General features: G+C 64.0%; 2 protein-coding genes. Both read left to right on the top strand.

Annotated features, from left to right (window positions below; all coding sequences use genetic code 11):
• Window positions 1–109: 109 nt before the first annotated feature.
• Entirely contained in the window at window positions 110–14,146 is a 14,037-nt protein-coding gene (locus tag BM026_RS12345) for a non-ribosomal peptide synthase/polyketide synthase (RefSeq protein WP_093528720.1), read from the top strand.
• Between the two features lie 3 nt (window positions 14,147–14,149).
• Window positions 14,150–25,999 (top strand): non-ribosomal peptide synthetase, encoded by an 11,850-nt coding sequence (locus BM026_RS12340; protein ID WP_093528717.1) that lies wholly within the window; start codon window positions 14,150–14,152, stop codon window positions 25,997–25,999.
• The last annotated feature ends 147 nt before the right edge of the window (window positions 26,000–26,146 follow it).

Below are 26,146 nucleotides of genomic sequence, written 5' to 3'. Positions count from 1 at the left end.
GACACTGTGCGCCGCGCCTCCCATCCCCCGCTAATTTTTCCCTCTCCGGTTCGTTTTATAGGGACGACGTGCCTTTGTGCTTCCTGCCTACTGCTCCGGACTCCAAGAAATGAATGCTGAAGACTCCTTGAAACTTGCTCGCCGGTTTATCGGGTTGCCCCTGGAAAAACGCCAATTGTTCCTGCAGGCCCTGCAGAAAGAAGGCGTGGATTTTTCCCGGTTCCCCATTCCGGCGGGGGTGGAAGTGGAGGATCGCCAAGCGTTGTCCTACGCGCAGCAACGCATGTGGTTTCTTTGGCAATTGGACCCGGCCAGCGGCGCCTATAATCTGCCGGGAGCGGTACGGCTCAAGGGGGCGTTGAGCCTCGGCGCGTTGGAGCAGGCCTTTGCCAGCCTGGTCGCGCGCCACGAAACCCTGCGCACAGTATTCCAGCGCCAGGCGGACGAGCGCCTGATGCAGGTGCCGGCAGACACGTCGTTGACCGTCGAGCACCTGGACCTTAGCCACCTGGTCGCCGCCGAGCGCGAACAGGCCGTCAACGAGGCCGCGACCCGTCAATCGTTGCTGTCGTTCGACCTGGAAAACGGTCCGTTGCTGCGCGTGCAATTGCTCAAGCTCGACGCGCAGGAACACGTGCTGCTGTTGACCCTGCACCACATCGTCTCCGATGGCTGGTCGATGAATGTGCTGATCGACGAGTTCATCCGCTGCTACGACGCCCACGAGCGCAACGAAACCCCGCAACTGCCGGCCTTGCCGATCCAGTACAGCGATTACGCCCTGTGGCAGCGCCGCTGGCTGGAAGCGGGGGAGCAGGCGCGGCAACTGGATTACTGGCAAGCGCGCCTGGGCGATGAGCACCCGGTGCTGGAGCTGCCCACCGACCGCCCGCGTCCGGCGATGCCGAGCTACCAGGGCACGCGCCACAACTTCATGATTGAACCTGAGCTGGCCATACAGTTGCGTAGTTGCGCGCAAAAACACAACGTCACCCTGTTCATGCTGTTGCTCGGTGCTTTCAACGTGTTGCTGCATCGCTACACCGGGCAGCACGATATCCGCGTCGGCGTGCCGATCGCCAACCGCAACCGCACTGAAGTCGAAGGGTTGATAGGCTTCTTCGTCAATACCCAGGTCTTGCGCACCGAGCTGACCGGGCAAACCCGCATCACTGAGCTGCTACACAGCATCAAGGAGCACGCCCTCGGTGCCCAGGCCCATCAGGAATTGCCCTTCGAACGCCTGGTGGAAGCCCTCAAGGTAGAACGCAGCCTGAGCCATACGCCGCTGTTCCAGGTGATGTACAACCACCAGCCGGTGGTGGCCGACATTGCCAGCGTCAGCACCGCCTCCGGCCTGGAGCTGGCGCTGGTGGAATGGCAAGGCCGCACCACCCAGTTCGACCTGACCCTCGACACCTATGAAAAATCCGGCACCCTGCATGCCGCGTTGACCTACGCCAACGACCTGTTCGACGCGCCAACCATCGAGCGCATGGCCGGGCATTGGCTCAGCCTGTTGCAGGCCATGGTGGCCGACGGTGAACAGCGCATCGGCGAATTGCCGATGTTGGCGGCGGATGAGCAGCAGGTGCTGGTTCACGCATGGAACCAGACCGCCGAGGCGTACCCGACCGAGCGCGGCATTCATCACCTGATCGAAGACCAGGCGCAGGCCACGCCGGATGCACCGGCGCTGGTGTTCGGTGCAACCACGCTGACCTACGCCCAGCTCGACACCCGCGCCAACCAGCTGGCCCACGCCTTGCGCGAGCAGGGCGTCGGCCCTGACACGCTGGTAGGGATCTGCGTCGAGCGCTCCATCGAAATGGTGGTCGGCTTGCTCGCCATTCTCAAGGCCGGCGGCGCCTATGTCCCGCTGGACCCTGAATACCCCCGGGAACGCCTGGCCTACATGATCGACGACAGCGGCATCCAGTTGCTGCTCAGCCAGCGCGACCTGTTGCCATTGCTGCCGACCGAGGGCATCCAGGTGATTGCCCTGGACCAGCCCGCGAGCTGGCTCGACGGTTATAGCCGTCAGTCGCCACGCGTCGACCTGCAGGCGCTGAACCTGGCCTACGTGATCTACACCTCCGGCTCAACGGGCAAGCCCAAGGGTGCCGGCAACAGCCACCGTGCGTTGGTCAACCGTTTGTGCTGGATGCAGCAGGCCTACGGCCTGGACGCCAGCGATGCGGTGCTGCAGAAAACCCCGTTCAGTTTCGACGTCTCGGTGTGGGAGTTCTTCTGGCCGCTGATGACCGGCGCCCGCCTGGTCGTCGCTGCGCCCGGTGAACACCGCGAACCGGCGCGGTTGATCGAGACCATCGGGCAACACCGCATTACCACCTTGCACTTCGTACCGTCGATGCTTCAGGCGTTTATCCATGAGCCGGGCGTGCAAGCCTGCAACACGCTGCGACGCATTGTCTGCAGCGGCGAAGCCTTGCCGCTGGATGCGCAGTTGCAAGTGTTCGCCAAGTTGCCACAGGCGGGCTTGTTCAACCTATACGGCCCGACCGAAGCCGCCATCGACGTGACCCACTGGACCTGCGTCGACGAAGGCGCCGACAGCGTGCCCATCGGTCGACCCATCGCCAACCTCGGTACGTACGTGCTCGATGCCCAGATGAACCCGGTGCCTGCGGGCGTCAGCGGTGAGCTGTACCTGGGCGGCGCCGGCCTGGCACGCAGTTACCACCGGCGCCCGGCACTGACCGCCGAACGTTTCGTGCCAAGCCCGTTCGGTGACGGTGTGCGTCTGTATCGCACTGGTGACCGCGTGCGCCAGCGTGCCGATGGGGTGATCGAATACCTGGGTCGCCTCGATCATCAGGTCAAGCTACGTGGCCTGCGTATCGAGCTGGGCGAAATCGAAACGCGCCTGATGCAACACCCTTCGGTGCGCGAAGCCGTGGTGCTGGTGCAAGGCGGCAAGCAACTGGTGGCCTACCTGGTACTGGCCGACGAAACGCCTGCCGACCTCAAGGCCTGGCTGCTCGAAAGCCTCCCGGAATACATGGTGCCGACCCATCTGGTGCACCTGGCCAGGCTGCCGGTGACCGCCAACGGCAAGCTCGACCGCAAGGCCTTGCCATTGCCGGATGCTGCGCCCCAGCAGGCCTATGTAGCCCCGGAAAGCGACGTGCAAAAAGCCCTGGCAGCAATCTGGAGCGATGTGCTCGGTGTGGAACACGTCGGCCTGGAAGACAATTTCTTCGAACTGGGTGGCGATTCGATCATCTCCATCCAGGTAGTCAGCCGTGCGCGCCAGGCGGGCATTCGCCTGAGCCCGCGGGACCTGTTCCAGTACCAGAGCGTACGCAGCCTGGCGCTGGTGGCGAGCTTCGAGCAGGCGACCCTCATCGACCAGGGGCCGGTCACCGGCGAGGTGTTCCTCACGCCAGTGCAACACAGCTTTTTCGAGCAGGCGATCCCGGCGCGCCAGCACTGGAACCAGTCGTTGCTGCTGACTCCGCGTGAGGCGCTGGAGCCCGTGCGCCTAGAGGCCGCCTTGACCCGCTTGATCAACCACCACGATGCCCTGCGCCTGCGTTTTGTGCTGCAGGCGGACGGTTGGCGCCAGGCCCACGCCGAGCCGGTTGCATCGGCTTCGTTATGGCAGTCCCAGGTCGCCGGCGAGGCTGAGTTGGCCGCACTGTGCGACGAGGCTCAACGCAGCCTTGATCTTGAACAGGGCCCGCTGCTGCGTGCGGTCCTGGCAATGATGGCCGACCGCACCCAGCGCCTGTTGCTGGTGGTGCATCACCTGGCAGTGGACGGCGTATCGTGGCGTATCCTGCTCGAAGACCTGCAACAGGCCTACGTCAACGCCGCATTGCCGGCCAAGACCAGCGCCTACCAGCAGTGGGCGCAGCAGTTGCAGGCCCACGCGCAGACGCTGGACGCGCAACTGCCGTATTGGCAGGCACAGACCGCAAGCGCTGACCTGCCGTGCGACAACCCCCAGGGCGGCCTGCAAAATCGCCTGGGCAGTACACTCGAAATCCGCCTCAGCGCCGACCACACCCGCCAACTGCTGCAAGACGCTCCGGCGGCCTACCGCACCCAGGTCAACGACCTGCTGCTGACTGCGTTGGCGCGGGTCATCAGCCGCTGGAGCGAGCAACCTGCCGCACTTATCCAGCTGGAAGGCCATGGTCGCGAAGACCTGTTCGACACGCTCGACCTGAGCCGCACCGTGGGTTGGTTTACCAGCCTGTTCCCGGTGCGCCTGCAAGCCGAGGGTGAGCTGTCGGCTGCGATCAAGTCGGTGAAGGAGCAACTGCGTGCGGTGCCGCACAAAGGTATCGGCTATGGCCTGCTGCGCTACCTCGGCGCACCCGAGGCGCGTGAGGCCTTGTCCAAACAGGCCGTGCCGCGCATCACCTTCAACTACCTGGGGCAGTTCGACCGCCAATTCAACGAGGCGGCGCTGTTCGTTCCGGCTGACCAGGGCAGCGGACAGGCCCAGGACCCCGAGGCACCGCTGGCCAACTGGCTGACGGTGGAAGGGCAGGTGTACGGCGGTGAGCTGGCCCTGCGGTGGGGGTTCAGTCGTGAGATGTTCGAGGTGGCGACCGTCCAACGCCTGGCGGATGACTATGCCGCTGAACTCCAGGCCTTGATTGAACACTGCTGCGCCACGCCGGCGGGGCAGGTCACGCCTTCGGACTTCCCCCTGGCGCGCCTGACCCAGCAGCAACTGGACGCCTTGCCCATCGCCGGGCCGGCGATTGCCGATCTCTACCCGTTGTCGCCGATGCAGCAGGGTATGTTGTTCCATACCCTGTATGCGCCCGAGGCCGAGGCTTACATCAACCAGTTGCGCCTGGACATTGAAGGCCTGGACTTGCTCGCATTCGGCCGTGCCTGGCAAGCCGCGCTGGATCGCCATGACATCCTGCGCAGCAGCTTCCACTGGCTCGGCCTGGACAGTGCCCATCAAGTGATTCAGCGTCATGTCGATGTGCAGTTGCAAGTGATCGAAGATGTCGATGCTGATTTTGATGCATTCGCCGCTGCCGAACGCGAGAAGGGATTTGCGCTGAATGCTGCGCCGCTGTTTCGCCTGATGCTGGTGCGCGGTGCCGGCGGTGCCTGGCACCTGATCTTCACCAGCCACCACATCCTCATGGACGGCTGGAGTAACGCCCAGTTGCTCGGCGAAGTGATCGCCCATTACGCCGGGCAAAACGTGCCGGTGCCGCAGGGGCAGTTCCGCGATTACCTGGGCTGGCTGCAACAGCAAGCGTCGGGCGAGGCGTTCTGGAAGTCTGCGCTGGCGCCGCTGCAAGCGCCAACCCTGCTTGCGCAGGCGCTGCGTGTGCCGTTCGAAGGCAAGGGCATGGCTGACCATCAGGTCGTGCTGAGCGACGACTTCACGCGTGCCCTGAGTGAGTTTGCCCGCCACCACAAAGTCACCCTCAACACCTTGCTCCAAGGCGCATGGAGCGTGCTGCTGCAACGCTATACCGGGCAGGACTGCGTGGCCTTTGGTGCCACCGTCGCGGGACGCTCGGCACCATTGCCGGGGATCGAACAGCAGTTGGGCCTGTTCATCAACACGCTGCCGATCATCAATGCAGCGTCGCCGGCGCAGCCGGTGGCCGACTGGCTGAGTGAGCTGCAAGCCCTCAACCTGAGCCTGCGCGACCATGAACATGTGCCGCTCTATGACATCCAGGGATGGGCAGGACAGCAGGGCAGCGCGCTGTTCGATACCTTGCTGGTGTTCGAAAACTTCCCGGTGGCCGAGGCCTTGAAGCAGGGCGCGCCTGCCGGCCTGACGTTCGGCCGCCTGCATAACCACGAGCAGACCCATTATCCACTGACCCTGGGCATTGAGCTGGGCAGTTGCCTGCGCCTGGAGTTTGGTTATGACCAGGCGTGCTTCAGTGCTCGGCAGGTCGCTCAATTAAGCCGCAACCTGCACCACCTGCTGGTGCAGATGCTCGCGGATGCCCAGGCGCCCATTGGCAACCTGCTTCTGCTCGACCAGGCCGCACGGCGCGACATGCTTGCCCTCAGCCAGTCGCCCAGCCAGGCCCAGCGTCACCTGCGCGTGCACGAGCGTATAGCCGCCCAGGCCAGCGCCACACCCGACGCGATGGCCGTGCAGGCGGGTGAGGCACGCCTGAGCTACGCCCAGCTCAATGCTCGCGCCAACCGGCTTGCCCATCGCCTGCTGGAACTGGGCGTTGGCCCAGGCCAGCGCGTCGGCCTGGCGGCACGACGTGGTCCGCAGTTGATCGTCAGCCTGCTGGCGGTGCTCAAAAGTGGCGCCGCCTATGTGCCGCTGGACCCGAACTACCCCGCCGAACGCCTGGACTACATGCTGACAGACAGCCGGCTCGACCTGTTGCTCAGCGAAACCGGGCTGCTGGCCGACCTGCCGTTGCCCCAAGGGCTGGCGCGCGAGAGTTTCACCGCGTCCGGCGAAGAACTGGCAGGCTACCCGTCGACCAATCCAACCAACCATGCCACCGCTGCCGACCTGGCCTATGTGATCTACACCTCGGGCTCCACCGGGCTGCCCAAGGGTGTGGCCATCGACCATGCCGCCCTCGGCCAGTTCTGCGACAGTGCCGAGGCCTATAGCCGGTTGAGCGCGGCGGATCGCGTGCTGCAATTTGCCACGTTCAGCTTCGACGGCTTTGTCGAGCAATGCTACCCGCCGCTGTGTGTGGGCGCAGCGTTGGTCATGCGCGGCGATGAGCTATGGGATGCCGGGCAATTGGCGCGGGAAATCGTCGAGCAGGGCGTGACCCTCGCCGACCTGCCCGCCGCCTACTGGTATTTGCTCGCCAAGGAGTGCGCCCTCGACCAGCGCACCCTGGGCAACCTGCGTCAGGTGCATGTCGGCGGCGAGGCGATGTCGGTGGAAGGGCTGCGCGCTTGGTACGCCGCCGGGTTGGGTGACGTGCGTTTGGTCAACACCTACGGGCCCACCGAGGCCACCGTGGTGTCCAGCGTGCATGACTGCCAATTGGTGGATGCCAGCGATGCGTTTGGTGTGCCGATTGGCCGGGCCATCGACGGTCGCTCGTTGTATGTGCTGGACAGTGGTTTCGAATTATTGGCCACCGACGGCGTGGGCGAGCTGTGCATCGGCGCCGAACACGGTTTGGCCCAGCGTTACTTCGATCGCCCGGCGCTGACCGCCGAGCGCTTTTTGCCAAACCCGTTTTCCGCCGTGCCCGGCGCGCGGCTTTACCGCAGTGGCGACCTGGCGCGCTATAACCAGGCGGGTGCGCTGGAGTATGTCGGGCGCATCGATCATCAAGTGAAGATCCGCGGGTTCCGCGTGGAAATGGGTGAGATCGAAGCCAGCCTGCAAGCCTTGCCGCAGCTGCGTGAAGCGGCCGTCATCGCACAATCGAGCCCGACGGGCACGCTATTGGTGGCATATGTGGTCGCCGCCAACGGGCAAAGCGTGGACTCCCCGGCATTGGCGGCCACCTTGCGCCAGTCCTTGCCGGATTACATGGTGCCGGGGCACTGGGTTGTCCTCGACGCCTTGCCGTTGAACAACAATGGCAAGCTTGACCGTCGCGCACTGCCGGCACCGGACCTGAACCAGGCGCGCCAGGCTTACCGGGCGCCGCAAACCCCGCTGCAAACGCGCTTGGCCGCCATCTGGCAGGCGGTGTTGCAAGTGGATCAGGTGGGGCTCAATGACCACTTCTTCGAACGTGGCGGTCATTCGTTGCTGGCCACCCAAGTCATTTCGCGGGTGCGCCACGCACTGCAACTGGAAGTGCCGTTGCGGGCGCTGTTCGAACAACCGACGCTGGAGGCGTTCGCCGATGCTTGTGCTGGGTTGCAGGCCAGCACTGCACGGCCTCTGGTGGCGCTGACGCGTGATCGGCCGTTGGCGCTGTCGTTCGCCCAGGAGCGCCAATGGTTCCTCTGGCAACTGGACCCGTCCAGCGCCGCCTACCACGTGCCGAGCGCGCTGCACCTGCGTGGCCGTCTGGACGTCGCGGCGCTGGAACAGGCGTTCCAGGCCCTGGTGCAACGCCATGAACCGTTGCGCACCACCTTTGTGGAAGAGGGCGAGCACACCTGGCAACGGATTCACCCGAGCCTTGCGCTGCCGATCGAACACCAACAGGTCGAGGTCTCGGCGATCGAGCCTGCCGTGGCGCAGGAGATCCAGCGCCCGTTCGACTTGATCAATGGCCCGCTGATGCGCGTCAAATTGCTTCAGATCGAGGCCGAGCACCACGTACTGGTGATCACCCAGCACCACATCATCTCCGACGGTTGGTCGATGCAGGTAATGGTCGATGAGTTGGTGGCGCTGTATCAGGGCCAGGCTCAACTGCCGGCGCAGCTCATCCAGTACGCCGATTATGCCCAGTGGCAACGGGACTGGATGGCGGCCGGTGAGCAACAACGTCAACTCGACTACTGGCGCCTGCGCCTGGGCACCGAGCATGCCGTGCTGGAACTGCCCCTGGACCACCCTCGGCCGGCAGTGCAAAGCCATCGCGGCGCACGCCGCCAGGTGCACCTGGACAGCGCGTTGGTCGCCGGGCTCAAGGCCCTGGCCCAGCGTCAGGACGTAACCTTGTTTGTGCTGCTGCTGGCGTCGTTCCAGGCCTTGCTGCATCGCTACAGTGGGCAATCCCGAATCCGGGTCGGTGTGCCGATTGCCAACCGCAATCGCCTCGAAACCGAGCGCCTGGTCGGCTTCTTCGTCAACACCCAGGTGCTGCAGGCCGACGTGCACGGGCAGATGGCGTTCGACCAATTGCTCGTCCAGGTCAAGCAGCGTGCCCTCGAAGCCCAGGCCCATCAGGACCTGCCGTTCGAGCAACTGGTGGAGGCCCTGCAACCGGAGCGTAGCCTCAGCCATAACCCGCTGTTCCAGGTGATGTTCAATCATCAGGACCGCCTGCGCGCCACCCCGCTGCAGTTACCCGGCCTGGACCTGCAAGCGCTGGATTGGGCAGGGCACAGCACCCAGTTCGACTTGAATCTCGAGACGGAGGAGTCTGCCGCAGGCCTGTGGGCCTCTCTGACCTACGCCACCGATCTGTTCGACGCCGCTACCCTGGATCGCCTGGCCGAGCATTGGCAAAACCTGTTGCACGCGGTGGTGCAGGACGCGTCCCAGGCTGTGGATGAACTGACGATGCTCAGCGCGCCGCAATGGCAGCAGATGGTCGAAACGTGGAACGACAGCGCTGTCGACTACCCCCGCGAACGCTGCGTGCACCAATTGTTCGAAGCCCAGGCCGTGGCACAGCCGCAAGCCCTCGCGGTGCAATTCAATGGCCAAACCCTGAGCTACGGCGAACTCAACCGCCGCGCCAACCGTCTGGCCCATCGCCTGATTGCGGCAGGTGTGGGGCCGGACGTATTGGTGGCGGTGCATGTCGAGCGTTCCCTGGATATGGTGGTCGGCCTGCTGGCGACCCTCAAGGCCGGTGGCGCCTATGTGCCCCTCGACCCGCAATTCCCGGCGGATCGCCTGGCGTTCATGCTCGACGACAGCCGTGCACGGGTCCTGCTGACCCAGCCACACCTGATAGGGCGCCTGGCGCACCCGCACGGTGTGCAGGTATTGATGGTCGACGCCGCCGACGCTGCGGAGCACAACCCGCAGGTCGAGGTCACGCCGGAACACCTGGCCTACGTGATCTACACCTCCGGCTCCACCGGCAAGCCCAAGGGTGTGATGGTACGCCACCGGGCGCTGTGCAGCTTTACCTGCGGCATGGCCGATACCCTGGACATCGGCATTGGCGCACGGATGTTGTCACTGACCACCTTCTCGTTCGATATCTTCGCCTTGGAGCTGTACGTGCCCCTGACGGTGGGTGCCACGGTACTGCTGAGCGGCCAGGAGCTGGCCCTCGACCCGGAAGCGATCATCGATCTGGTCCACAGCCAATCGGCCAACGTGCTGCAAGCCACACCGTCGACCTGGCGCATGCTGCTGGAAAGCCCGCGCGCCCAACGGCTGCGCGGTATCAAAAGCCTGTGCGGCGGCGAAGCACTGCCGTCGGACCTGGCCCAGCGCCTGCTCGACCTGCAAGGCCCGCTGTGGAACCTCTATGGCCCGACTGAAACCACTATCTGGTCCGCTGCCCATCGTCTGCACGAGGCCCAGCCTTTTGTCGGGCGGCCTATCGCCAATACCACGTTGTTCATCCTCAATGCCGGTTTGACGCCCAGCCCGGTGGGGGCCGCCGGTGAACTGCTGATCGGCGGCGTCGGCCTGGCTCGCGGTTACCACGAGCGCCCCGCGCTGACGGCCGAGCGCTTTGTGCCCAACCCGTATGGTGCGCCGGGAGAACGCCTGTACCGCACCGGCGACCTGGCCCGCTACCGTGCCGATGGCGTGGTGGAATACATCGGCCGGGTCGACCATCAGGTCAAGGTACGTGGGTTCCGCATCGAACTGGGTGAAATCGAAGCCTGCCTGCGCGAGCAGGCCGGTATACGCGAAGCCGTGGTCCTGGCCGACAACGACCGCTTGGTCGCCTACCTGGTCAGTTCCGCACCCGACACGCCAGAAGTCTACAAGGCGGCCCTGCGCGAGCGCCTGCCGGACTACATGGTGCCGGCGCACCTGGTGTTCCTCGATAGCCTGCCCCTGACCCCCAACGGCAAGCTCGACCGCAAGGCGTTGCCTGCGGTGGACGTGGCACGATTGAGCAAAGGCCATGTAGCGCCAGTGACACTGCGTGAACAGCAGGTCGCGGCGATCTGGGCCGAGGTGCTGGAGCTGCCGCAGGTCGGCCTTGACGATCACTTCTTCGAACTCGGCGGGCATTCGCTGCTGGCCACCCGTGTTGTCTCGCGGGTTCGCCAGGTGCTGGCGCTGGAAGTGGCGCTCAAGACTCTGTTCGAACACCCACGGTTGGAGGATTTCGTTCAGGCGCTGGGCGAGGAGGGCGTGGTTGCGCCCGCGTTGCTCAAGGCTGACCGCAATCAACCGCTGCCGTTGTCCTATGCCCAGGAGCGGCAATGGTTCCTTTGGCAACTGGACCCGCAAAGCACGGCGTATCACATCCCCAGCGCATTACGTTTGAAAGGGCCGCTTGACCTGGCCGCGCTGCAATGCAGTTTCGACACCTTGCTGGCACGCCATGAAAGCCTGCGCACCTATGTGCGCCAGGACGCTGGCGGCGCAGTTCAGGTGATTGAAGACTCGGGCCTGATCGAGATCAGCCTGCTCGACACCGAAGAAGACAGCCTCAAGGCGCGGGTCGCAGAAGTGGTTGCGCAGCCATTCGACCTGCTGCGCGGGCCGCTGTTGCGGGCCAGGTTGCTGCGCCTGGCTGTTGATGAGCACGTACTGGTGCTGGTGCAGCACCACATCGTCTCCGATGGCTGGTCGATGCAACTGATGGTCGAGGAACTGGTGCAGCTGTACGCCGCCTTCAGCCAAGGCCACGTGCCAGACTTGCCAGCCTTGCCGATCCAGTACGCCGACTACTCCCTGTGGCAGCGCAACTGGATGGAGGCCGGCGAGAAGGCCCGCCAACTGGCGTACTGGCAGGCCCAGTTGGGTGGCATGCAGCCGGTGCTGGAGTTGCCTTTCGACTACCTGCGCCCCGCGGTACAAAGCCACCGTGGCGCCCGCCTGGGCATTGAGTTGCAACCGCAGCTTCTGGCCGGTTTGCGCCGCTTGGCGCAAGCCGCCGGTGTGACGTTGCCGATGGTACTGCTGGCGTCCTACCAGGCGTTGCTGCACCGCTACAGTGGCCAGGAAGACGTGCGTGTCGGCGTGCCGATTGCCAACCGCAATCGCCTGGAAACCGAGCGGCTGATCGGCTTCTTCGTCAACACCCAGGTACTCAAGGCCGATATCCACGGGCAGATGAGCGTCGTGCAACTGCTGCAACAGGCACGCCAGCGTTCCCTGGAGGCCCAGGCCCACCAGGACCTGCCGTTCGAGCAACTGGTAGAAGCCCTGCAACCCGAGCGCAGCATGAGCCTGAGCCCGCTGTTCCAGGTGCTGTTCAACCATCGCGTGACCTCGGCCGCCAATCACTTGCAACGCCTCGCCGAACTGGATGTCGAGGTGCTGGGTTGGGATGAAGGTGTGGCGCAGTTCGACCTGGCGCTGGATGTGGAGGAAAGCCAGGCGACGCTGCGTGCGTCCCTGAGTTATGCCACTGATCTGTTTGCCCCAGCCACGATCGAGCGCATGGCCGGCCACTGGCAGAACCTGTTGCAGGCGATGGTTGCCGATCAACAGCAACCCATCAGCCAACTCAACCTGCTGGGCGAGGATGAGCAACAGCACATCCTGCAATTGTGGAACCAGACCGATGCCGGCTTCTCGGCCGAACGCCTGGTTCACCAGTTGGTGGCCGACCGCGCCCGGGAAAACCCGGATGCAGTCGCCGTGAAATTCGACGCACAAACCCTGAGCTATGGCGAACTGGACCGCCAGGCCAACCGCCTGGCCCATGCGCTGATCGCCCGTGGCGTCGGCCCGGAAGTGCGCGTGGCGATTGCCATGCCGCGCAGTGCCGAAATCATGGTGGCGTTCCTGGCGGTGATGAAGGCCGGTGGCGTCTATGTGCCGCTGGATATCGAATACCCGCGTGACCGCCTGCTGTACATGATGCAGGACAGCCGTGCCCAGTTGCTGCTGACTCATAGCAGTGCCTTGCAGCAACTGCCGATTCCCGAGGGTCTGGACAGCCTGGCGATTGATCGCACCGAGGAATGGTCCGGTTACAGCGACACGGCGCCTGATGTGAAACTGGACGGCGACAACCTGGCCTACGTGATCTACACCTCCGGCTCCACCGGCCTGCCCAAGGGCGTGGCGGTGTCCCACGGTCCGCTGGTGGCGCATATCATCGCCACCGGCGAGCGTTATGAAACCTCGCCCGCCGACTGCGAACTGCACTTCATGTCGTTCGCCTTCGACGGCTCCCATGAAGGCTGGATGCACCCGCTGATCAACGGCGCCAGTGTGTTGATCCGCGACGATAGCCTGTGGCTGCCGGAATACACCTACCAGCAAATGCACCGCCACAACGTGACCATGGCGGTGTTCCCACCGGTGTACCTGCAACAGTTGGCCGAGCATGCCGAGCGTCACGGCAACCCACCGAAGGTGCGCGTGTACTGCTTCGGTGGCGATGCCGTGGCGCAAGCCAGCTACGACCTGGCCTGGCGCGCACTCAAGCCGACCTATCTGTTCAACGGCTACGGCCCGACGGAAACCGTGGTCACGCCATTGCTGTGGAAAGCGCGCAAGGGCGACCCGTGCGGCGCCGTCTATGCCCCCATCGGCACACTGTTGGGTAATCGCAGCGGCTACGTGCTGGATGCGCAACTCAACCTGCAACCCATCGGTGTGGCCGGTGAGCTGTATCTGGGCGGCGAGGGCGTGGCCCGGGGTTACCTGGAGCGTCCGGCCCTGACCGCCGAGCGCTTCGTACCGGACCCGTTCGGCAAGCCCGGCAGCCGTATGTATCGCAGCGGCGACCTGACCCGTGGCCGCCCGGATGGCGTGGTGGACTACCTCGGCCGTGTCGACCATCAGGTGAAAATCCGTGGCTTTCGTATCGAGCTTGGCGAGATCGAAGCGCGCCTGCGCGAGCAGGACAATGTCGGTGAAACCGTGGTGGTGGCCCATGAAGGCCCGACCGGCAAACAACTGGTCGCCTACGTGGTACCGACAGACACCCACCTGGCCGATGAAGCCGAGTTCCGCGACACCCTGCGCCGCGCCCTGAGAACCCACCTGCCGGACTACATGGTGCCGACACACTTCATGTTCCTGGCGCAAATGCCGCTGACCCCCAACGGCAAACTCGACCGCAAGGGCCTGCCCGAGCCGGATGCGAGCCTGCTGCAACAGGCCTATGTGGCCCCCGAAACCGAGCTGGAACGGCAGATCGCCGCGATCTGGGCCGATGTCCTGCGTCTGCCGCAAGTGGGTCTGAACGACAACTTCTTTGAAGTGGGCGGCCATTCCCTGCTGGCGATCCAGATCACCTCGCGGGTCCAGGCCGAACTGGGCCTGGAAGTGCCGCTGGTGGAAGTGTTCCAGACCGAAACGCTGCGTGCCTATGTGCAGGCCGCCGCCACCTTCCGCGCCGGCAGCGCGGAAGACTTTGATGATCTTCGTGACTTTTTGAGCGAACTAGAGGCGATTTGACCCATGCTTTCCAACCCTAATATCGATCTGGTTTCGCGCTTTCTTCGCCTGCCTCTGGAACAGCGCCAGCAGTTTTACCAGCGCCTGCAAAGCCGGGGCATGAGCTTCGCCCAGCTGCCGATTGCCTCGATCCGCGAGGACGGCCAGAGGCTGCCGTTGTCCTACGCCCAGGAGCGCCAGTGGTTTCTCTGGCAACTGGACCCGGACAGCGCTACTTATCATATTCCCGGCGCACTGCGTCTGCAGGGCCGACTGGACCTGGCGGCCCTGCAACGCGCGTTCGACAGCCTGCTGGCCCGCCATGAAAGCCTGCGCACACGCCTGGTACAGGACGGCGAGCGCCTGCTGCAAAACGTAGCCCCCGAGGCGCGCATCGAGATACACCAGGACGTTGCCGACGAACACCAACTGATCGCGCGCATCGAAGCCGAGATAGCCCGGCCTTTCGATTTGCAGGCGGGGCCGTTGTTGCGCGTGACCTTGCTGCAACTGGCCGAAGACGAGCATGTGCTGGTGATGGTGCAGCACCACATCATTTCCGATGGCTGGTCGATGCAGGTCATGGTCGAGGAACTGGTGCAGTTCTACGCCGCGCACAGCCAAGGCCAGGAGGTGCAATTGCCGGGCTTGCCGATCCACTATGCCGACTACGCGCTGTGGCAGCGCAGCTGGATGGAAGCCGGGGAGAAGGCTCGTCAATTGGCCTACTGGCAGGACCTGTTGGGCGGTGAGCAACCGGTGCTGGAGTTGCCCCTCGACTATTCGCGCCCGGCGCAGCAAAGCCATCGCGGCGCCAGCTTGCAGGTGCATCTGCCGGCGGACCTGGTGGCTGGTATCAAGCGCCTGGCCCAGCAAGAGGGCGTGACCCCGTTCATGCTGTTGCTGGCCTCGTTCCAGACCCTGCTGTTTCGCTACAGCGGCCAGTCGGACATCCGCATCGGCGTGCCGAATGCCAACCGCAACCGCGTGGAAACCGAGCGGCTGATCGGCTTTTTCGTCAACACCCAAGTACTCAAGGCCGACCTCGACGGGCAGATGAGCTTCGCCGAACTGCTGCAACAGGCCAAGCGCCGCGCCCTGGAAGCCCAGGCGCACCAGGACTTGCCGTTTGAACAATTGGTGGTGGCGCTGCAACCTGAACGCAGTCTGAGCCATAACCCGCTGTTCCAAGTGATGTTCAACCACCAGACCGACGCCCAGGGCGGGCGCGATGACCAGCCATTGCCTGGCCTGCGGGTGGCGGAGCTGAATTGGGAGAGCCGGACCACGCATTTCGACCTGAGCCTGGACACCCATGAGTCCGGCGAGGGCCTCTGGGCGGCGCTGACCTACGCCACCGACCTGTTCAAAAGCGCAACCATCGAACGCTTGGCGCAGCATTGGCAGAACCTGCTCCAGGCGGCAGTGAGTGCACCACGCAGCCGTCTTTGCACGCTGTCGATGCTCGATGCACCCGAACAACAGCGGATGCTCAAGGACTGGAATGCCCCCGTCACCGTCGCGGCGTCGCACGCCGTGCACCAGTTGTTTGAGGCGCAGGCCCGCGAACATCCGGCGCGCCAGGCACTGGCCTTGGATAAGCAAACGCTCAGCTACGGTGAACTGAACCGCCAGGCCAATCGCCTGGCGCACTACCTGATCGCCCAAGGCGTAGGCCCGGAAGTGCTGGTGGGGATCGCGGTCGAGCGCTCTTTTGCCATGGTGGTCAGCCTGTTGGCGGTGCTCAAGGCGGGTGGCGCCTACGTGCCGCTTGACCCTGAATACCCGCGTGAACGCCTGGTGCATATGCTCGATGACAGTGGTGTGCGACTGGTCTTGACCCAATCCCACTTGCGCGACCGCTTGCCATTGCCGCCCGATCTGACGGCGCTGGCCATCGACCTGGCCGACGCGCAGTTGACGCAATGTGCCGAGCACAACCCGCCTACCGCGTTCGAGCCCCGCAGCCTGGCGTATGTCATCTACACCTCCGGCTCCACCGGCAAGCCAAAAGGCGTTGCCATCAACCATGCGGCATTGAGCGAATTCGCCGGTATCGCGGCCGAGTATTCGCGCCTGGTCGCGGACGACCGCGTACTGCAGTTCGCGACCCTGAACTTCGATGGTTTTGTCGAGCAGCTGTACCCGGCCCTGACCCTGGGCGCGACGGTCGTGTTGCGCGGGCCGCAGTTGTGGGACGGCGCTGACCTGTACAGGCAGATTATCGACCAAGGCATCACCCTGGCCGACTTGCCCACCGCCTATTGGAAACTGTTCCTGCAGGATTGTCTGGCAGCGGGGCCACGGCCCTATGGCGCATTGCGGCAGGTGCATATCGGCGGCGAAGCGATGCCGCTGGATGGCCCGGTGTTGTGGCAGCGCGCGGGGCTGGGGCATGTACGGCTGCTCAATACGTATGGGCCGACCGAGGCCACGGTGGTATCCAGCGTGCTCGATTGCAGCGACGACAACGCCGTGATTGGCGCCACTGCCAGCCCGATTGGCCGCGCGTTGCCGGGGCGCGGCCTGTATGTGTTGGACCGTGACCTTAACCTGTTGCCGGTTGGCGCCGTGGGTGAGCTGTACATTGCCAGTGCCAGTGGCTTGGCCCGTGATTACCTGCAACGCCCGAGCCTGACCGCCGAACGTTTTGTCGCCGACCCGTTCAGCACCCTGGGTGAGCGTCTTTACCGCACCGGTGACCTGGCGCGTTATCGCGCCGACGGGGTGATCGAATACGTCGGTCGCGTCGATCATCAGGTCAAAATCCGCGGTTTCCGAATCGAGTTGGGTGAGATCGAAGCGCTGCTGTTGGCCCAGGAGGCGGTGCGCGAAGCCTTCCTGCTGGCGGCCGACAACCAGTTGGTGGCTTACCTTGTGCCAGCCCAGCCGTTGTCCGCCGCCGAGCATGCGGCAGCGGGCGAAACGCTCAAAGCCACCTTGAGTGAGCAACTGCCCGATTACATGGTGCCTGCGCACCTGATCTTTCTCGACCGCATGCCGTTGAACCCCAACGGCAAGCTTGACCGCCAGGCGCTGCCCAAACCCGATGGCAGCGCGGTGCAACAGACCTGGCAGGCACCGGTTACGCCACTGCAACAGCAGGTTGCGGCGATCTGGGCCGATATTCTTGGCGTCGAGCGTGTGGGCCTGACCCACCACTTCTTCGAACTGGGCGGGCATTCGCTGATGGCCATGCAAGTGGTCTCGCGCATTCGTCAGGCATTGAAGCTCGAAGTGCCGCTCAAATTGCTATTCGAACAGCCGCGCCTGGAGGGGTTTGTCGCCGCACTGACCACCCAGGCCCCAGGCGCGCCGAACGCGCCCGCGCTGTTGCCGGTAGGGCGGGACCAGCCGTTGCCGCTGTCCTACGCCCAGGAGCGCCAATGGTTTTTATGGCAACTGGAGCCGCAAAGCGCCGCGTACCACATCCCCAGCGCCTTGCGTTTGAAAGGGCAGCTTGATCTGGTTGCACTGCAACGCAGTTTCGATACCTTGCTGGCCCGGCATGAAAGCCTGCGCACCCATTTGCGCCAGGAGCGCGACCGCACGGTTCAAATCATTTCACCGCAGGTGTCGTTGCCGATAGCGCACGCCGAGGTGCAGGAAGCGCAGCTCAAGGCGCGGGTCGAGGCCGAAATAGCCCAACCCTTCAATCTGGAACAAGGGCCTTTGCTGCGGGTTTCGTTGCTGCGCATCGCCGCTGATGAACATGTATTGGTATTGGTGCAGCATCACATCGTGTCCGATGGCTGGTCGATGCAGCTGATGGTTGAAGAGCTGGTGCAACTGTATGCGGCCTACAGCCAGGGACAGGTGTTGCAATGGCCGGCGCTGCCGATTCAGTACGTCGACTACGCCGTATGGCAGCGCAACTGGATGGAGGCGGGCGAGAAGGCCCGTCAACTGGCGTATTGGCGCGACATGCTCGGCGGTGAGCAGAGCGTGTTGGCGTTGCCGTTCGACCACCCGCGTCCTGCTGTGCAAAGCCATCGTGGCGCGCGCCTGGCATTCGAACTGCCCGGCGCGTTGACCCAAGGCCTCAAGGCCCTGGCCAAGCAGCAGGACGTGACCTTGTTCATGCTGCTATTGGCCTCGTTCCAGACCTTGCTGCATCGCTACAGCGGCCAGGAAGAGATCCGTGTCGGTGTGCCGATCGCCAACCGCAATCGCAGCGAGACCGAGCGTTTGATCGGCTTCTTCGTCAACACCCAGGTGCTCAAGGCCGATCTCCACGGGCAGATGAGCGTCGTGCAACTGTTGCAACAGACCCGGCAACGGGCGCTGGACGCCCAGGCTCACCAGGACCTGCCCTTCGAACAACTGGTGGAAGCGCTGCAACCCGAGCGCAGCCTGAGCCACAACCCGTTGTTCCAAGTGATGTTCAACCACCAGACCGACGTGGGCCAGGCTCAGGTTCAGCAGCAACTGACGAATCTTTCGGTAGAAGGGCTGGAATGGGAAAGCAAGACGGCGCATTTCGACCTGGACCTGGATATCCAGGAATCCACCGAAGGTATCTGGGCCACGCTCGGCTATGCCCAGGACCTGTTTGAGGCGAGTACCGTGCAACGCATGGCGCGACACTGGCAGAACCTGTTGCAAGGTATGGTTGCCGACCCACGGCAGAATATCAGCCAATTAAACCTGCTGGACAACGCCGAACGGCAACAGATTCTTCAACTGTGGAACCAGAGCGACGCCGGCTTCTCGGCCAAGCGCCTGGTGCACGAGTTGGTGGCCGACCGCGCCGGGGAAACCCCCGAGGCGGTGGCGGTGAAATTTGGCGAGCAACAGCTGACTTACGGCGAGCTGGACCGCCAGGCCAACCGCCTGGCCCATGCGTTGATCGCCCGTGGTGTCGGCCCCGAAGTGCGCGTCGCGATTGCGATGCCGCGCAGCGCCGAGATCATGGTGGCGTTCCTCGCGGTGATGAAAGCCGGTGGCGTCTACGTGCCGCTGGACATCGAATACCCGCGTGATCGCCTGCTGTACATGATGCAGGACAGCCGTGCCCGGTTGCTGCTGACCCACAGCAGTGCCTTGCAGCAACTGCCGATCCCCGACGGCCTTGATTGCCTGGCGATTGATCGTACCGAGGAGTGGGCAGGCTTCAGCGACACGGCGCCGCAGGTGAAACTGGACGGCGACAACCTCGCCTATGTGATCTATACATCCGGTTCCACGGGGCTGCCCAAGGGAGTGGCGGTATCTCACGGTCCACTGGTGGCCCATATCATCGCCACCGGCGAGCGTTATGAAACCTCGCCCGCCGATTGCGAACTGCACTTCATGTCGTTCGCCTTCGACGGGTCCCACGAAGGCTGGATGCACCCGCTGATCAACGGCGCGAGCGTGTTGATCCGCGATGACAGCCTGTGGCTGCCGGAGTACACCTACCAACAAATGCACCGTCACAACGTGACCATGGCGGTGTTCCCGCCGGTGTATCTGCAACAGTTGGCCGAGCATGCCGAGCGTGACGGCAACCCGCCGAAGGTGCGGGTGTACTGCTTCGGTGGCGATGCCGTGGCCCAGGCCAGCTATGACCTGGCGTGGCGCGCGCTCAAGCCGACTTATCTGTTCAACGGCTACGGCCCGACCGAAACCGTGGTCACGCCGTTGCTGTGGAAAGCGCGCAAGGACGATCCCTGTGGTGCCGTCTACGCGCCGATCGGCACACTGTTGGGCAACCGCAGCGGCTACGTGCTGGATGCGCAACTCAACCTGCAACCCATCGGTGTGGCCGGTGAGTTGTACCTGGGCGGCGAGGGCGTGGCCCGGGGTTACCTGGAGCGTCCGGCCCTGACCGCCGAACGCTTCGTACCGGACCCGTTCGGCAAGCCCGGCAGCCGGGTGTATCGCAGCGGCGACCTGACCCGTGGCCGCCCGGATGGCGTGGTGGATTACCTCGGCCGTGTCGACCATCAGGTGAAAATCCGTGGCTTCCGTATCGAGCTGGGCGAGATCGAAGCGCGCCTGCGCGAGCAGGACAGTGTCGGCGAAACCGTGGTGGTGGCCCAGGAAGGGCCGAGTGGCAAGCAACTGGTCGCCTATGTGGTGCCGCTGGACCCCTTGCTCGTCGACGACGCAGTGGCGCAGTCGACCTGCCGCGAAGCCTTGCGCCGCGCCCTGAAAACCCGTTTGCCGGACTATATGGTACCCACGCACCTGATGTTCCTTGAGCGCATGCCGCTGACGCCGAACGGCAAGCTCGACCGCAAGGGCCTGCCGCGCCCGGATGTCAGCCAGATGCAGCAGGTGTACGTGGCGCCACAGAGTGAGCTGGAGCAGAAGATCGCGGCGATCTGGTCCGACGTGCTGCGTCTGCCACGTGTCGGTTTGCACGATAACTTCTTCGAGTTGGGCGGTGACTCGATCATCTCGATCCAGGTGGTCAGCCGTGCCCGCCAGGCCGGTGTGCGCTTCACGCCCAAGGATCTGTTCCAGCACCAGACGGTCCAGAGCCTGGCGGCCGTGGCCCGGGAAGGCGAGGGCGCGGTGGTGATGGATCAGTCTGCATTGACCGGCGAGTTGTTGTTGCTGCCCGTCCAGCAGGCGTTTTTTGCCGATGACATTCCCCAGCGTCACCACTGGAACCAGTCGGTGGTGCTACAGCCACACCAGGCGTTGCAGGCGCCGCTGCTGGTGGCGGCGCTGCAGGCGTTGATCGTGCATCACGACGCCCTGCGCATCGGTTTCGTCCAGGGCGCGGCAGGCTGGAGCGCGGCGTATCGCGGGCCGCAGCAGCATCAGGCCGAGCAGGTCCTGTGGCAGACCACCTTGAATGCAGTCGAAGAGTTAGAGGCCCTGGGTGAGGAAGCCCAGCGCAGCCTCGACCTGAGCGAAGGGCCGCTGCTGCGAGCAGTGCTCGTCGACCTCGCCGACGGCTCCCAGCGCCTGCTGCTGGTGATTCATCACTTGGTGGTGGACGGTGTGTCCTGGCGCATCCTGCTGGAAGACCTGCAAACGGCTTACCGCCTGCTTGCCCAAGGTGCCACGGTCGTGTTGCCCGCCAAGACCAGTGCGACCCGTGCCTGGGCCGAGCGTCTGCAAACCTATGCACGCAGCGCCGCACTGGCGCAGGAACTGGCCTGGTGGCAGACGCAGTTGCAAGGCAGCCCTACCGGACTGCCGGGGGCCGATCCAAACGCCAGCTTGAGCAACCGGCATGCGCTGAGCGTGACCACCCATCTGGATCAGGCCTTCACGCGGCGTCTGTTGCAGGACGCCCCCAGTGCTTACCGCACCCAGATCAATGACCTGTTGCTGACTGCACTGGCTCGCGTCGTTGTGCGCTGGACCGGTGACGCGTCGATGTTGATCCGCCTGGAAGGCCATGGCCGTGAAGACCTGTTCGACGAGATCGACTTGACCCGTACCGTCGGCTGGTTCACCAGCCTCTACCCGGTGAAGCTGGTGCCGACCGATTCGTTGGGCGGCTCCCTCAAGCAGATCAAGGAGCAGCTGCGCGCGATTCCCGACAAGGGCCTGGGCTTTGGTGCTCTGCGTTACCTGGGGAATGCCGACGCTCAACAGGCCCTGAGTGAACTGCCGCGCCCACGCATCACCTTCAACTACCTGGGGCAATTCGATGGCAGTTTTGACGGCGGCGAACAAGAAGGCTTGTTCGTCCCCTCCGGTGATGGCAGTGGTTCCGAACAGAGTGCCGAGGCACCGCTGGGTAACTGGTTGGAAATCAACGGCCAGGTCTACGCCGGTGAATTGAAGTTGAACTGGAGCTTCAGCCAGCAGATGTTCGATGAAGCGACCGTACAACGCCTGGCGGATGACTACGCGACGGAACTCAAGGCGTTGATCGAGCACTGTGGTGTCAACCGGGGTGTCACGCCCTCGGACTTCCCGTTGGCGCGCTTGTCCCAGGCGCAACTGGACAGCTTGCCGGTGACGGTGGCTGATATCGAAGACGTTTACCCGCTGTCGCCGATGCAGCAAGGCATGTTGTTCCAATCGTTGTACGGCGAAGGCTCGGGCGACTACATCAACCAGATGCGCATTGATGTCGAGGGCCTGGATGTACCGCGCTTCCGCCAGGCCTGGCAGGCGGCGCTCGACAGCCATGAGATCCTGCGCAGCGGTTTTCTCTGGCAGACCGAGCTTGAGCAGCCGTTGCAGGTGGTCTACAAGCAGATGCAAATGCCGTTCGCCGAGCTGGACTGGCAAGGTCGTCCTGACAGCAGTGTGGCACTCGATAGCCTGGCCGAGTCGGCGCGGGCCCAGGGGTTTGTGCTGGAGCAGGCGCCGTTGCTGAGCCTGACGGTAGTCCGTACGGGGGCGTCCCGTTATCACTTGATCTACACCAACCACCACATATTGCTGGACGGCTGGAGTGGTTCGCAGTTGTTTGGCGAGGTGTTGCAGCATTACGCCGGTGAACCGCTACGTGCGCCCATCGGGCGTTACCGCGATTACATTGCCTGGCTGCAGGCGCAGGACAAGTCGGTCAGCGAGGCATTCTGGAAAGAGCAACTGCTCAACCTGCAAGAACCAACCCGCCTGGCCCGTGGCCTACAGGCTGCGCACAGCGAGGCGCTGGCCGTCAACGGCGAGCATCGTCTGAACCTCGACGCCAGCCAGACCGCTCAGCTCAAGGCCTTCGCCCAGCGCAATAAAGTCACCCTCAATACGCTGGTGCAAAGCGCCTGGCTGCTGCTGTTGCAGCATCACACCGGGCAGTCCACCGTGGCGTTCGGCGCCACCGTGGCAGGCCGTCCGGCGCAATTGCGCGGTATCGAACAACAGGTCGGTCTGTTCATCAACACCTTGCCCGTCGTGGCCACGCCGGATGCACAGATGACGGTCAGCCAGTGGCTGCAGCAGATCCAGGCGCAAAACGTGCGCTTGCGTGAGCAGGAGCATACGCCGCTGTTCGAGATCCAGCGTTGGGCCGGGCTGGGTGGCGAGGCGCTGTTCGACAGCATTCTGGTGTTTGAGAACTACCCGGTGTCCGAAGCGCTGGAGCAGGGCGCACCTTCGGGGCTCACGTTTGGCGCCGTCCACAGCCTGGAGCAAACCCACTATCCGTTGACGGTCTTGCTGGGCATCGGTGACACCTTGGGCCTGGAGTTCAATTACGACCGCCAGGCATTCACCGCGGCGCATATCGAACGGTTGGCCGAGCACTTCCAGCAGGTGTTGCAGGCATTGGCAGTGGATGGCGCCCAGCGTCTGGCAACGTTGCCTTCGCTGGCCCGTTCCGAGCGCGAAACGGTCCTGCATGCCTGGAATGACACGGCCACGGACTACCCGCTGCACCTTCCGGTGCATCAGTTGATCGAAGCCCAGGTGGTGCGCACGCCGGACGCACCGGCGCTGGTATTTGCCGGGCAGGTATTGAGTTACGCCGCGCTTAACCGCCGGGCAAACCGCCTGGCGCATCGCCTGATGGCGGCCGGCGTGGGGCCGGATGTCCTCGTGGGGCTGGCGGTTGAGCGTTCGATTGAAATGGTCGTTGGCCTGCTGGCGGTACTCAAGGCAGGTGGCGCTTATGTGCCGCTGGACCCGGAATACCCCCGCGATCGATTGGCCTACATGCTGCAAGACAGCGACGTGAAGCTGTTGTTGACCCAGGCGCATTTGCTGGAGCAACTGCCGATTCCAGCGGGCTTGCACAGCCTGGTGCTGGAGCAGGGCGATGAGGGGTTGCAGGCCTACGCCGAGCGGAATCCGCAGGTCGCCGTCGATGGCGAAAACCTTGCCTATGTGATCTACACCTCGGGCTCCACCGGCCAACCCAAAGGTGCGGGTAACCGCCATTCGGCGCTGACCAACCGGCTGTGCTGGATGCAGCAGGCGTATGGCCTGGACGGCAGTGATACGGTCTTGCAGAAGACGCCGTTCAGTTTCGACGTGTCGGTGTGGGAGTTCTTCTGGCCGCTGATGACCGGTGCGCGCCTGGTGGTGGCCGCGCCGGGCGACCATCGTGACCCGGCCAGGCTGGTGAGCCTGATCAACGCCGAGCAAGTCACTACGTTGCACTTTGTGCCATCCATGCTCCAGGCCTTCTTGCAGGATGCCGGCGTCGGCGCCTGTCACAGCCTGCAGCGCATTGTGTGCAGCGGTGAAGCGCTGCCGGTGGATGCTCAGCAACAGGTGTTCGCCAAACTGCCGCGTGCCGGGTTGTACAACCTGTATGGGCCGACCGAAGCGGCAATCGACGTGACGCACTGGACCTGCGTCGACGAAGGGGGTGACGCCGTGCCGATTGGTCGGCCGATCGCCAACCTGGGCTGCTACGTGTTGGACGGCAACTTGGAACCGGCACCCGTTGGCGTGTTGGGTGAACTCTATCTCGGCGGCGTCGGCCTGGCGCGCGGTTATCACCGTCGGCCGGCGCTGACCGCCGAACGCTTTGTGACCGATCCGTTCGGCAGTGGCACCCGTTTGTATCGCACCGGGGACCTGGCGCGTTATCGCGACGATGGGGTGATCGAGTACGCCGGGCGCATCGATCACCAGGTCAAGCTGCGTGGCTTGCGCATCGAATTGGGTGAAATCGAGGCCCGCCTGCTGGAGCACGCGTGTGTGCGTGAAGCGGCGGTGCTCGCCGTGGACGGCACGCATCTGGTGGGCTACCTGGTGCTGCAGGCGCCGAGCGAGGATTGGAAAGCACAGGTGGCGATGCACCTGGCGGCGCAGTTGCCGGACTACATGGTACCGGCGCAGTGGGTGGTGTTGACACAGATGCCGCTGAGCCCCAATGGCAAGCTGGATCGCAAGGCGTTGCCTAAACCGGAGGCGCAAGGCGCGGACGCTTATCAGGCCCCGCAAAGCGCCGTCGAGCAGCAAGTCGCGGCGATCTGGCGTGATGTCCTCGGTGTCGAGCGCGTAGGGCTGAACGACAACTTCTTCGAGTTGGGCGGTCACTCCTTGCTGGTGCTGATGCTCAAGGAGCGTATCCGTAAAGTCATCGGTGTCGGCTTGTCCGTCAGCCAGTTGATGCTTAACCCGACGGTACGCAGCCAGGTCAACTGCCTGAAGGGCGACGCGCGCAGCTCGTTGATCGTCAAGCTCAACAGCCAGACCGAAGGCACACCGTTGTTCATGTTCCACCCAAGCTTCGGTTCGGTGCATTGCTACACCGCGATTGCCCTCGCGCTCCGGGAGCTGCGTCCGGTGTTCGGGGTGATTTGCCGTGCATTGGCCGAAGACGGTGCAGTGGTGCCCGAATGGCAAGCCATGGTCGAGGATTACGCCGAGCAACTCCTGTTGGCCCAGCCCCAGGGCTCCTTCCGCCTGGCAGGCTGGTCGTTGGGTGGCAACCTGGCGATGGAAGTCGCCTACGTGCTGGAGCAAGCGGGACGCGACGTCGAGTTTGTCGGCTGGATCGACTCCGCGCCGCCGCAGTGGCTCACGCCCTATTGGCAGGCGGTCGTCACCGAGGATGACCGTGAAGTCTCGGCGAACGAGCGGCGTGCGGCGTTGTTGGGCGTGATGTTCCCGGCGTTTGCCGAGCGGATTCAGGCGGCCTGGCAGCAATGTCAGCGCGATGCCCAAGACGAAGCTGGGCAATGGCAAGGGTTTATCGCCTGGGCCGAGCAGACCCTGGGCGACACCTTTACCGGTATCAAGAACGAGTTGCTGCGTGGCAATGAGGCGCAGATTTCCTGGGAGGTCGACCGCGCGCTCAGTGAGCGTCTGTCGGCGGCGGACTTCAAGCCGATCAAGGCCCCGGTCAGTTGCTGGTGGGCGTCCATGAGCCGCGCCGGGCAGTTCAAGGAGCTGATCGAGCAGCACATGGCAAGCACCCTTGTTCAGGGGCGGATCGAACGTTCAGTGGTGATCGAGACTGATCACGACGGGATCATCGACAGTGCCGAGTTCATTCGTAGCCTGGTGGCCGCCATGGAATAACACCTCAAGTGATGAACACTGAACCTGTGTCGAGGGGGCAAGCTCTCTCGCCACAGGGGACTCGCCACAGGGGAGGGCGGGGCACAAAAAAGCCCGATGAAAGCAGCGCTTCCATCGGGCTTTTGGTTGATCGCCGCCAGGGCGATC

Source organism: Pseudomonas sp. NFPP24, from assembly GCF_900112095.1.
GTDB classification, from domain to species: domain Bacteria; phylum Pseudomonadota; class Gammaproteobacteria; order Pseudomonadales; family Pseudomonadaceae; genus Aquipseudomonas; species Aquipseudomonas extremorientalis.
Note: the sequence above shows the minus strand (reverse complement) of the source record. Positions and strands in the feature narration are given on the sequence as shown.

Excerpts from the sequence above, each read along its gene's own strand:
- BM026_RS12345 (WP_093528720.1), top strand. The coding sequence starts at position 110 with ATGAATGCTGAAGACTCCTTGAAACTTGCTCGCCGGTTTATCGGGTTG.
- BM026_RS12340 (WP_093528717.1), top strand. The coding sequence starts at position 14,150 with ATGCTTTCCAACCCTAATATCGATCTGGTTTCGCGCTTTCTTCGCCTG.